The organism is Bacteroides sp. An322 (genome assembly GCF_002161765.1).
Lineage (GTDB): Bacteria > Bacteroidota > Bacteroidia > Bacteroidales > Bacteroidaceae > Phocaeicola > Phocaeicola merdavium.
This window is the reverse complement of record NZ_NFIN01000009.1, coordinates 83,142-95,378: the sequence shown is the minus strand read 5'-3', so window position 1 is coordinate 95,378 and position 12,237 is coordinate 83,142. Positions and strand designations below refer to the sequence as shown.

Genomic DNA, 12,237 nt, shown 5'->3' with positions numbered 1-12,237 from the left:
GCCATGCCAAGCAACGGCACAGAGTTTGCACTTCTCTAAGTGAACTTCGGAAGCCGAAAGGCAAAGGGAGTCCAAAAGAACAATTTGATAAATAAAGAACTAAAAAATAGGAGATTAAGATTATGACACCGAGCAGAAGAAATTACAGTCAAGAATGGTTACCGAGTATTTTTAATGACTTTTTCGATAACGATTGGATGGTAAAGGCTAACGCAACGGCACCTGCTATCAATGTGATAGAAAGCGACAAAGACTATAAGGTTGAAGTTGCGGCTCCGGGTATGACGAAAGAGGATTTCAACATCCACTTGAGTGAAGACAACGAATTGGTTATCTCAATGGAAAAGAAGACCGAAAACAAGGAAGAGGACAAAGAGAACAAGAAGTACTTACGCCGCGAGTTCTCTTACACAAAATTCCAACAGGCTTTGGTTCTTCCGGACGATGTGGAAAAAGAAAAAATCAGTGCCAACGTCACCAACGGTGTGTTGACCATCGAATTGCCGAAACGCACTCCTGAAGAAAAAGCTAAAATCAACAAGGTTATTGAAATTCATTAATAGTGACCATTAAAGCGAAAGCCGGAAACATCTCAAACGAGATGCTTCCGGCTTTTTTTATTTCATGATTTTCCAATCACTTATCGTACGTTGGCGGCTATCGAAATTAATACCTACTTTCACTATCGGAACCCCGCAAAGAGCAAAACGCTCGGGATATTGTGTCAAGTCTATCTGTTGCATAGCGACATCGGCACTCTTGTCCATCTTTACCTCTATCAGATATAACGCAGCAGGCGTGCGCATCACCACATCTACCCTTCCGCGTGGAGTACGCACCTCAATATCAGTGTACATCCCCAACAGGCTGAAGATGATATACAGCACTTGTTGGTAATGCCCTTCGTAATCGGTATTATCAGCGTATGGAACAGTGCTTAAAAAAGTCCGCATGGCTTGCAAAGCCCCTTCCATATCATTATCATACAAGCATTCCGCCATCGTAATGACCGCCGCCGATGTAGCTTGCGTATTCGGTGTCAAATAATAAGGAATCAGACTCTTCATCAATCCGATTCGTACTTCCCGGTTAGGAATACCCAATGTGTATGAACCAAACAACAGATTTCCATTCTTAATCGTGAAATATCCGCTTTGATAAAGCAAAGGCACAATGCCGGTCAAGCGTTCGGTAGGCGCATCAAAGTCGCTTGCTTCCGCCCTCATTTCCCCACCCAATTGAGCCGGTGACATGCCGAACTTACGCAACATCTCTATCAGATAGGTCGGCGTACCGATCCCAAACCAATAAGAAGCAATCCGCGTCTCACTGAAGGCATTCATCAGACTATAAGGATTATAGATGTCAGGAGAAGGCCAAGTGAAATGATAACCGTCATAATTCGCTTTCAACTTCTCAAGCATTTCCTCTTTCGTTATGCTTAATTTTTGAGCAAAAGCTTCCAAACCGGCATCCATTTGCCTGCGTATTTCTTCTTCCGTAATACCACAAATAGCAGCATACTCTTGTAGCATACTGATATTTTGTATATTATTCAGTTCACTAAAGATACTAAGTTGCGAGAACTTGGTGATGCCCGTTAAAAAAACGAAATGCAAATAAGCGCCTAAAGCCTTAAGCGGACTATAAAAATTGCGCATCACGTTACGAAGCACAGGCAAGTCTTTTTCTTCATGCATCACATCCAATAACGGCGCATCGTATTCATCGATTAAAACCACCACTTCCTTACCTGTTTGGCGATATGCCCGTTCTATCAAACCTTGCAAACGCTGGTTGGGTCTTTCATCTCCTTCTTTGCGCCCGTATACCTCTTCATACTTAGCAAGCTTAAAAGAAAGTTCGCTTTCCAACTCTTCTTTATTCAAATTCTTTGCCGTGCTAAAGTCGAAATGCAAAACAGGATATTGCACCCATTCTGTTTCCAGCTTTTCTATGGCAAGCCCCTCGAACAATTCTTTTTTCCCTTCAAAATAAGCATGCAACGTATCTACTAACAATGATTTTCCGAAACGGCGCGGACGACTCAAAAACATATATTTACTATCGGAATGCGTCATGCGGTAAATATATTCCGTCTTATCAATATACAGGTAATTCTCTTTCCACATTGTCGAAAAGGACTGCATTCCTATCGGATATTTCTTTCGCGCTGGCTGGTTCATACATCATTCTTTTTTCATGAATACTTCACAAAAGTAATCATTTTACCGAAGAGTTGAAAATCAAAAGGAAAGAATATCCAGAAAAAGCCTTTATTCCGGCTCAATCTCATTGGGTGAAGGCAATTGTTTCCAGCCTTCGCCAAAAGTATCGTAAGCATCGGTCACTACCACAAAGGCACGCGGGTCGGCAAGCTTTATCGTGGCTTTTACGCCCGCCACTTCTTTGTAGCTCACCACAAGGAAAATCATTTCCTTTTCTTCTTTCGTATATAATCCGCTACTCTTGATACACGTAGCGGTACGGTCCAAGTCTTTCAAGATGTACTTATGCAAATCAGGCAGTTCCTTATCACTGATAACAAAAATCAGCTTATCGTTCTTCGCACCGGTTATCATATAAGCAATCACACGCGAACAAATGAAAATGGCTATCAACGAATACAAAGACAAATAAACGGAAGGTTCTTCCGGCATCTCCCCGCTTCCCAATCCGAAGCCTATCACCAGCAAACCAAAGCAAACGACTATCCCGTCCACCAACAAAATTGCACGCGAAAAACGGATGTGCATATACTTCTGAAGCATCATCGCTACAATATCACTCCCGCCCGTAGTAGCCTGGTTCTTCACCACAATGCCGCTCCCAATGCCTATCAACACAGCACCCATCACAGTGGTCAACATCAAGTGGTCCGACAAATCCATAATGCCTCCCAAAAGCTGGGAAGGATCGAGCGCATGCAAGGCTTCCCGCGTAGGATATGCCAAACGCGACATCACGTTCATTAATAAAGGAGTTGTCAATGCCGCCGCAATCGTCCGTGCCCCTAACTTAGTTCCCAAAAAGATAACCGAAAGGATGAGTAACGGAATATCGAACATATATCCGAACGTACCCACCTGAATGGAAGGGAACAGATTGTGCAACACGATACTTGCCCCGTACACACCACCCGGAACAATGTTATACGGGTTAATGAAAAACACAAACCCAGCCGCCAAGATAATGCAGCCCACCAAAATATTCAACCATCCGCTTATTGTCTTCTTCATACGTTTTCTTATTTTTATGCAGCAAATATACAAAGAAAAGTTCACATACACAAATACAATTTGCTTATGAAGAGCGAACAAATATTCAAATCTTTCGTTATCTTTGTCAATGGAAAAACCATTAAACCAATAGATATGAAACAAAAAATAATTGTTTTAGGATTGGCAACGTTACTACTTTGTGGATGCGGAAGTACGTATCAGGCTACGTCTACCCTAGCGGGAGCTTCGATAGGCGGAAACGTAGGAGGAGCGATTGGCGGACTGGTGGGAAGCAACCGGCATTGGGACGGAGGCTACCGTGGTTCGGCTATCGGTACTTTGGTGGGCACATTAGCCGGAGCGGCTATCGGAGGAGCAATCAGTTCGACACAAAAACGGAAGGCACAAGAGGGCTACCCAGTGGAAGAGCAACGTGTCTATACTCCTCAACCAAGCGACATCCCTTCCAGTGTCGGCTACCTGCAAATCAGGAACATCCGTTTCATAGACGAAAACCGGAACCATGTCATCGAATCGGAAGAACATAGCAAAGTCATCTTCGAAATTATCAATACGAGCCACGAAACGGTGTATAATGCCGTACCTATCGTGCAGACCAATAACAAACGAATTTATGTATCACCCTCAGTCATGTTGGAGCAAATCGCGCCCCACGAAGGCATCAAATACACCGCCCACATCCGAGGAGGAAAACGCTTGAAGGACGGAGAAGTCATCATCCATATTGCCATTGCCGACTATGAAGGGAGGGAATACGACTGGCAAGAATTTACCCTTCCTACCCAACGGTAAATGTATTTATTCAGAAATGCAGATTCACGCAGATTTTCGCAGATTATAATTTAATTTTCTTCTTCTATTCGCGTTAATCTGCGAAAATCCGCGTTTCTTTATCAATAAGAATCGGAGCGATGTAATCAAGCATATCGCCGATTGTCTCGAACAAAACCGCTTCTCCTGATTCCGGATGCCAAACAAAAGAATCGGTATCTAAACTTCCGGCATCTATATAAGACAAGGAACGGACTTCATGCCCGGCACGGATACCCTGCCTGCGCAAGGCTTTCTGCACCATATCGTACCGATATCCCTCGCCTATAAGGCGGATGTTTTGCACATAATCAAATGCGATGCGGAACAAACCTGTATGCGGGTCGAAAACGATACCTTCGTGAGCGAAAAAGGCTTCGAGCATACCACTTAATGAAAGGTCTTCGGGAGTACCGGCAACAATTCCACCGGCATTCATCAACCAAAGCTTGTCGGCTATCTGAAGAGCCAATTCCAAATCGTGTGTAGAGAGGAAAACGGTCTTGCCTAAATCATGCGCCAAAGTACGCAACAGGCGCATCACTTCCACTTTACTGGAGAAATCGAGAAAAGCGGTAGGCTCGTCTAAAAGGATAATGGGAGTCTGCTGAGCCAACGCCTTGGCTATCATAACCTTTTGGCGCTCCCCGTCGCTCAGGGTCTGCACCATACGATGAGACAGCTTCGAAATTCCGACTTGCGAAATGGCTTCTGCAACGATTTGTTTATCTTCTTTACGGAGCGTTCCCCAAAAACCAGTGTACGGAGTCCTTCCCATTCCAACCAATTCTTCTACAGTCAGGTTTTCCACTTCGCAACGCTCTGTGAGCACAATCCCTACCACTTTTGCCAATTCCTTATCCGAATACTCAGCCAAACGCTTCTCTCCTATCCAAACTTCACCCGAAAGCGGAGGCTGGGATGCCGACAACGTACGCAACAAAGTAGATTTCCCTGCTCCGTTCGCCCCCAACAGACAAGTAAGTTCGCCTCCATACACCGATGCGTCAATATCTGCAGCAACCCGTATCACACCGTGTTTCCCGGAATAACCGGTCGAAAGACGGCTGAGCTTAATCGTTTCTTTTTCTCTCATTTAGACTTTATATAAAGAAAAAAAAGAGAAGCCACCCGTAAGGATGACTTCTCTCCCTTATTATAAATTCTTATTAATCAAAATTGTCGTCTAACGACCAATGATTAATCGTTTACTGATGCCATGTGAGCAATCAAATCCAATACTTTGTTAGAGTAACCGATTTCGTTGTCATACCAAGAAACAACTTTAACGAAAGTATCAGTCAAGTAAACACCTGCGTTTGCATCGAAGATAGAAGTCAAAGTGCAACCCAAGAAGTCAGAAGATACAACTGCATCTTCAGTGTAACCCAAAACACCTTTCAATTCGCCTTCAGAAGCTTCTTTCATAGCTGCGCAGATAGCTTCTTTAGTAGCCGGTTTAGCCAAGTTAACAGTCAAGTCAACTACAGAAACATCCAAAGTCGGCACACGCATAGAGATACCTGTCAATTTGCCGTTCAGTTCAGGAATAACTTTACCTACAGCCTTAGCAGCACCAGTTGAAGACGGGATAATGTTGCCAGAAGCAGCACGACCACCACGCCAGTCTTTCATAGACGGACCGTCAACAGTCTTCTGAGTAGCAGTAGTAGAGTGAACTGTAGTCATCAAACCGTTTACAATACCGAACTTATCGTTCAAAACCTTAGCGATAGGAGCCAAGCAGTTAGTAGTACAAGAAGCGTTAGAAACGAATTGAGTACCCTTCACGTAAGTCTTTTCGTTTACACCGCAAACGAACATCGGAGTAGCGTCTTTAGAAGGAGCAGACATAACTACGTATTTAGCACCAGCTTGGATGTGAGCTTGAGCCTTTTCTTGAGTCAAGAACAAACCAGTTGATTCAACTACGTATTCAGCTTCTACTTCATTCCATTTCAAGTCAGCAGGATTTCTTTCAGCTGTTACGCGGATTTCTTTACCGTTAACAATCAATTTGCTGTTTTCAACGTCAGCTTCGATAGTACCGTCGAACTGGCCGTGCATTGTATCATACTTCAACATGTAAGCCAAGTAATCTACCGGGCACAAGTCGTTAATACCTACGATTTGGATATCGTTTCTTTTTTGAGCTGCACGGAATACGAAACGGCCAATACGACCGAAACCGTTAATACCTACTTTAATCATTTTGTTTAATTTTAAAAGGTTCTATAATATAGTTATAAACACTCGCTTTTATCTTCGCTATAATCAAGTTTCCAGAATGCCTCTTCAGCCTTTTCTTTCTCTCGACTGCGTTGCAAAAATAGCAATTTCTTTTTAAAGTAGAGCACGAAAAGTATTAAAATTAAGAAAAAATCAAGCGACATTTTACTTCTTTCCGATTAAAATCCCTGTTTGTGTCCTGCCGAGGTATCATTTTGCAATCCCTACTTTGCATGATGAGACTTTTTTATCCTCTTAGAAAGAAAAGGATGCACACCTACCTATATTATATATAAAAGAAAGACTTCTTCCATTCATCTTTTTTTAACATGAAATGTTCCATACATCCCGCCTTATTCTCTATTTTTATCAAAAAAAATAAAGCATACACTTCATTAATCAAAACTCAAAAGACAAAACAATGAAACACCTCAGAAACTTATTCGTATTGGCAGGAATGGCTTCCGCCTTCCTATGCGGATGTACACCATCGGAGAATACCCAAGACAAAGAAATGGATAAATTCATCTCCGAACTGATGGACAAAATGACCTTGCGGGAAAAATTAGGACAGCTCAACCTTCCTGCCGGAGGAGACCTGACAACGGGTGCCGTACAAAACAGCAACTTAGCCGAAATGATTCGCAAGCAAGAATTAGGAGGATTCTTCAACGTGATGAGCGTAGAGAAAATCCGCGAACTGCAACGTATTGCTGTAGAAGAAACCCGATTGGGCATCCCGCTCGTAGTAGGAGCCGATGTCATTCACGGCTATCAAACCATCTTTCCTATCCCGCTGGCTTTGGCATGTAGTTGGGACACATTGGCAACCGAACGGATGGCGCAAATCTCAGCCAAAGAAGCTACTGCCAACGGAATCGCCTGGACATTCAGCCCCATGGTAGACATCTGCCGTGACGCACGCTGGGGACGCATTGCCGAAGGAAACGGCGAAGACCCTTACATCGGGGCAATGATGGCACGCGCATACGTGCGTGGATATCAAGGCAAGGACTTGCAAAAATCGGACAGCAGCATGATGGCTTGCCTCAAGCATTTCGCCCTCTACGGAGCATCGGAATCGGGCAGAGACTATAACCGTACAGACATGAGCCGGGTGCAGATGCTCAACGAATACCTTCCGCCTTATCGGGCTGCGGTGGAAGCCGGAGTAGGCACGGTGATGACTTCCTTCAACACCATCAACGGCATCCCAGCCACTACCAACAAATGGTTGATTGACGATGTATTACGCAACCAATGGGGATTCGAAGGCATGGTAGTGACCGATTATAACTCAATCGGGGAAATAGACATTCACGGTATCGCCCCCTTAAAAGAAGCAGGCATTATGGCAATGAATGCGGGAACCGACATGGATATGGTGGCACAAAGTTTCCTCAACCCGATGGAAGAAGCAGTAAACGAAGGCAAAGTATCCAAAGCACGCATCGATGAAGCCTGCCGTAGGGTATTGGAAATGAAATACAAATTAGGGCTGTTCGAGAATCCTTATAAATATTGCAACGTGGAACGCGCCAAGACGGAAACATACTCGGAAGCCAACCGTGCCGAAGCCCGGAGAATCGCCACCGAAACGTTCGTCCTGATGAAAAACGAAAACCAATTGCTTCCGCTCGCCCAAAAAGGACGCATCGCCCTGATAGGCCCCATGGCAGATGCTGCCAACAACATGTCCGGCATGTGGAGCCCGACTTGCGACCCGTCTAAACATGCATCGTTGCTTGAAAGACTTCGTGCCGCTACTGAAGGCAAAGCGGAAATCCTCTATGCCAAAGGAAGCAACGTGTATTACGACGAACGCATGGAAGCAGGCGCAATCGGCGGACGCACGTTACAAAGAGGAGACAACCAAAGACTGTATGCCGAGGCAATGGCGGTAGCTTCCCGTGCCGATATCGTCGTTGCCGCAGTAGGCGAATGTGCGGAAATGACCGGAGAATCAGCCTCACGCACCGACATACGCATCCCCGACGCGCAACGCCATTTGTTAGAAGGCTTGGTAAAAACCGGGAAACCCGTGGTGGTTTTGCTCTTCACCGGACGTCCGCTCGACCTAACGTGGGAATCGGAACATGTGCCTGCCATTCTGAACGTATGGTTCGGAGGAAGTGAAACGGGAGATGCCGTAGCAGACGTATTATTCGGGAAAACCGTCCCTTCAGGCAAGCTGACCACCACCTTCCCGCGCACGGTAGGACAACTTCCTTTATATTATAGCCAGACAACTACCGGACGCCCCGACGAAGACCTGACGACATTCAACCGGTTTGTGAGCAACTACATCGATTGCCCCAACGACGGATTGTATCCCTTCGGATACGGATTGAGCTACACGACCTTCGAATATGGCGAAATGAAACTCAGCACTGAAACCCTGACAAAAGGCGGCAGCATTACGGTAACGGTTCCGGTGAAAAACACCGGGAACTACGACGGTACGGAAATCGTGCAGCTCTATATCCACGACCAATATGCCGACATAGCCCGCCCCGTGAAAGAACTGAAAGACTTCCGCCGCATCGCCTTGAAGAAAGGAGAAAGCCAAGAAGTCACATTCACCCTGACGGAAGACGACTTGAAATATTACAACGCCGACCTCGTCTATAAATACGATGCCGGAACTTTCCAAGTCATGGTAGGCCCGAACAGCCGGGATGTGCAAAGTGCCACATTCAATGCCGAATAAGTTTTCAATTCTCGATTTAAATGAGTACCTTTGCCGAATCTTTCAAATTTATACAGAACTGAATATGCAGGAAAAGATTATTATTCTCGATTTCGGCTCGCAAACCACGCAGCTTATCGGACGCCGCGTGCGCGAACTGAACATGTATTGCGAGATTGTTCCCTACAACAAGTTCCCTTTCGGCGACCCTTCGGTCATCGGTGTAATCTTGTCGGGAAGCCCCTTCTCGGTCTACGATGAAAAGGCTTTCAAAATCGACCTGAGCGACATCCGCGGCAAATACCCCATCTTGGGCATCTGCTACGGCGCACAGTTCATGGCATACACCAACGGAGGCAAAGTGGAACCCGCCAATACCCGCGAATACGGACGGGCACACTTGGCGAAGTTCGACCACGACAACCCGTTGCTGAAAGACGTCCGTGAAAACTCGCAAGTATGGATGAGCCATGGAGACACCATCACGTCTCTTCCCGAAAACTTCCGTATCATCGCGTCTACCGATAAAGTGGCGGTTGCCGCTTATCAGGCAGAAGGCGAAAAGCTGTGGGGCGTACAGTTCCATCCCGAAGTGTTCCATACCGAAGACGGTACGCAAATCCTGAAAAACTTCGTGGTAGACATCTGTGGAGGCAAACAAGACTGGAGCGCGGCTTCGTTCATCGAAACCACCGTGGCACACCTGAAAGAACAATTGGGTGACGACAAAGTGGTATTGGGACTAAGCGGAGGAGTTGACTCGTCAGTAGCAGCCGTATTGCTCAACAAAGCCATCGGCAAGAACCTGACATGTATCTTCGTCGACCACGGCATGTTGCGCAAGAACGAGTTCCGCAACGTACTCCACGATTACGAATGCTTAGGACTGAACGTTATCGGCGTAGATGCCAGCGAAAAGTTCTTCACTGAACTGGCTGGAGTAACCGAACCCGAACGTAAGCGCAAAATCATCGGTAAAGGCTTTATCGACGTATTCGACGAAGAAGCGCACAAGATTAAGGATGTGAAATGGCTGGCGCAAGGCACTATCTACCCCGATTGCATCGAATCTTTGTCTATCACAGGCACGGTCATCAAGAGTCATCACAATGTAGGCGGCTTGCCCGAAAAGATGAATCTGAAACTTTGCGAACCACTCCGCTTGCTGTTCAAGGACGAAGTGCGCCGCGTAGGACGTGAATTAGGTATGCCCGAACACCTCATCACCCGTCATCCTTTCCCCGGACCGGGCTTGGCAGTACGTATCTTGGGCGACATCACCCGCGAAAAGGTACGCATCCTCCAAGATGCCGACGACATCTTCATCCAAGGCTTGCGCGACTGGGACTTATATAATAAGGTATGGCAGGCAGGCGTCATCCTCCTCCCTGTACAGAGCGTAGGCGTCATGGGCGATGAGCGCACTTACGAGCGTGCCGTAGCCTTGCGCGCCGTAACCAGCACCGATGCCATGACCGCAGACTGGGCACACCTCCCCTACGAATTCTTGGCAAAGGTTTCGAACGATATCATCAATAAGGTAAAAGGCGTAAACCGCGTTTGCTACGACATTTCGTCAAAACCGCCTGCCACAATTGAGTGGGAATAAAATTTCACGTATTTAGACCTATTTCCGATAGCCTCAACTCCTAAAAAGTTGGGGCTATTTCATTTATTACAAAAGGCTAAAACTTATGATAGAAAATGAAGTTAGCATTGGTGGATGTACAGCAAGGAAACGATACGGAGGATTATTTAGGGAAGAAAATTTGTTTTCTCAAAGAGAGTGGCTATATTTGCAGAAAATAGGCTGAAAAGGTGGTATAATACCACCTTTTGAAGTGGTAAAAGAAACTCAATAAATGACAAAGCAAGATAGATTATTAGAGAATTTGTTTACCCAATGGCAATTTTAGAGAAAATAACACAAGATTAGAGTATCCTAATGTTCACTTTGTTCCAAAGAGGTCATTAGAACTTTGATGCCACTTTTAATATCCTGCCACTTAAAACGAAGCCGACTGCATCGGCTGACGAAGCCAAGTTCATGGGCTAACGAACCCTGCTTCATCAGGCAATGAACCCGTATGCATTTTTGACAGAAGAATGCTGACTTTTTGGCAGAAACATTTCTTAACTGACGACTCTAAAACAGGCTTTGAAGATTTTTATTTGTTTTCTTGAAAAAATCCAGTATCTTTGCCAAAAGTAAAAACAAAGGGGTGCCCGGCGGGCTGAGATTATACCCTACGAACCTGATACGGTTAGTACCGGCGAAGGGATTGTTTCTGAAGAACACTCTTGTATTTCTCCCTACCCCCTTTTGAAAATTGAGAATTGACAATTGATAATTGAAAATTAAAGGTTCCTCATGCTGTAGGGGCGTATTGCATACGTCCTACATATACCTTTATAATAACATTAAAACAAAAGGATATGACTATTTTAGTAAACAACAAAGAAACGGAGCTGGTGCAGGGAAATACGATTGCAAACCTTGCCAGCCAATTAGGACTCCCCGAAAAAGGTGTAGCCATTGCCCTGAACAACCGCATGATTCCACGCGCGCAATGGGCTGAACAGACCTTGCAAACCAATGATAGCCTGGTGATTATCAAAGCGGCTTGTGGAGGATAACGAGCTATGGAACTGCAATTTATCACACACTATACCGACCGATATACCTACTTCGACTCTGCCCGCATGGCACTGGAAGGCGGATGCCGGTGGATTCAGTTACGCATGAAGGACGCATCGCCCGAAGAAGTGGAACGGGAAGCCTTGCGGGTGCAAGACTTATGCCGGCAATACGGAGCCACGTTCATCATCGATGACCACGTGGAACTGGTGAAGAAGCTTCATGCCGACGGAGTGCATTTAGGCAAGAAGGATATGCCCATTGCCGAAGCACGCCGGATATTGGGACCGGATTTCATCATCGGAGGTACGGCAAATACTTTCGAGGACGTGCGGATGCATTACGAAGCGGGAGCCGATTACATCGGGTGCGGACCGTTCCGGTTTACCACAACAAAGAAAAACCTGAGTCCGGTATTGGGGCTGGAAGGTTATCGGGACATCGTTTCACGCATGAAAGAAGCGGGCATCCACCTGCCCATCGTGGCTATCGGAGGCATTACCTTCGAAGATATTCCGGCAATTATGCAAACCGGAGTTTCGGGCATCGCCTTAAGCGGAAGCATCCTTCGGGCAGATGACCCGATAGAGGAAACGAAGAGAATCGTTGAGAGTTAATAGTTGATAGTT

Annotated in this window: 10 protein-coding genes and 1 riboswitch; of the genes, 6 read left to right on the top strand and 4 right to left on the bottom strand. The window is 45.8% G+C overall.

All coding sequences use genetic code 11. The features are described from left to right. Positions 1 to 122: 122 nt before the first annotated feature. The gene (locus B5F91_RS06975) at positions 123 to 560 is read left to right on the top strand and encodes an Hsp20/alpha crystallin family protein (protein ID WP_087428369.1); all 438 of its coding nucleotides are present in this window, start codon (positions 123 to 125) and stop codon (positions 558 to 560) included. Positions 561 to 617: 57 nt separating this feature from the next. Here the strand turns inward: B5F91_RS06975 and B5F91_RS06970 are convergent, their stop codons facing one another. Then, a complete protein-coding gene (locus tag B5F91_RS06970) occupies positions 618 to 2,186 on the bottom strand; it encodes an ATP-binding protein (RefSeq protein ID WP_087428368.1) in 1,569 nt (522 codons plus the stop codon). Positions 2,187 to 2,276: 90 nt separating this feature from the next. Beyond that, positions 2,277 to 3,239, bottom strand: a complete 963-nt coding sequence (locus tag B5F91_RS06965; protein WP_087428367.1) for a YitT family protein — start codon at positions 3,237 to 3,239, stop codon at positions 2,277 to 2,279. Between the two features lie 135 nt (positions 3,240 to 3,374). On the opposite strand from B5F91_RS06965, the gene B5F91_RS06960 reads away from it, so the two are divergent. Then, positions 3,375 to 4,034, top strand: a complete 660-nt coding sequence (locus B5F91_RS06960) for a glycine zipper domain-containing protein (protein ID WP_087428383.1) — start codon at positions 3,375 to 3,377, stop codon at positions 4,032 to 4,034. A 73-nt stretch (positions 4,035 to 4,107) separates the two neighbouring features. On the opposite strand, the gene B5F91_RS06955 is transcribed toward B5F91_RS06960, so the two are convergent. Both B5F91_RS06955 and gap read right to left on the bottom strand, forming a co-directional pair. After that, positions 4,108 to 5,148: an ABC transporter ATP-binding protein gene (locus B5F91_RS06955; RefSeq protein WP_087428366.1), complete on the bottom strand. Its 1,041-nt coding sequence runs from the start codon at positions 5,146 to 5,148 to the stop codon at positions 4,108 to 4,110. Positions 5,149 to 5,252: 104 nt separating this feature from the next. Beyond that, positions 5,253 to 6,263, bottom strand: a complete 1,011-nt coding sequence (gap, locus tag B5F91_RS06950) for a type I glyceraldehyde-3-phosphate dehydrogenase (protein ID WP_087428365.1) — start codon at positions 6,261 to 6,263, stop codon at positions 5,253 to 5,255. A gap of 439 nt (positions 6,264 to 6,702) precedes the next feature. On the opposite strand from gap, the gene bglX reads away from it, so the two are divergent. From bglX to B5F91_RS06930, 4 genes are all read left to right on the top strand, one after another. Further along, positions 6,703 to 8,991: a beta-glucosidase BglX gene (gene bglX, locus B5F91_RS06945; protein WP_087428364.1), complete on the top strand. Its 2,289-nt coding sequence runs from the start codon at positions 6,703 to 6,705 to the stop codon at positions 8,989 to 8,991. A gap of 64 nt (positions 8,992 to 9,055) precedes the next feature. Further along, the gene (guaA, locus tag B5F91_RS06940; RefSeq protein ID WP_087428363.1) at positions 9,056 to 10,579 is read left to right on the top strand and encodes a glutamine-hydrolyzing GMP synthase; all 1,524 of its coding nucleotides are present in this window, start codon (positions 9,056 to 9,058) and stop codon (positions 10,577 to 10,579) included. 599 nt (positions 10,580 to 11,178) lie between these two features. Next, positions 11,179 to 11,269, top strand: a riboswitch (TPP riboswitch). A 137-nt stretch (positions 11,270 to 11,406) separates the two neighbouring features. Next, on the top strand, positions 11,407 to 11,607 hold the full coding sequence (gene thiS / locus B5F91_RS06935; protein WP_087428362.1) for a sulfur carrier protein ThiS: 201 nt from the start codon (positions 11,407 to 11,409) through the stop codon (positions 11,605 to 11,607). 6 nt (positions 11,608 to 11,613) lie between these two features. Then, positions 11,614 to 12,225, top strand: a complete 612-nt coding sequence (locus B5F91_RS06930; protein ID WP_087428361.1) for a thiamine phosphate synthase — start codon at positions 11,614 to 11,616, stop codon at positions 12,223 to 12,225. Positions 12,226 to 12,237 lie beyond the last annotated feature (12 nt).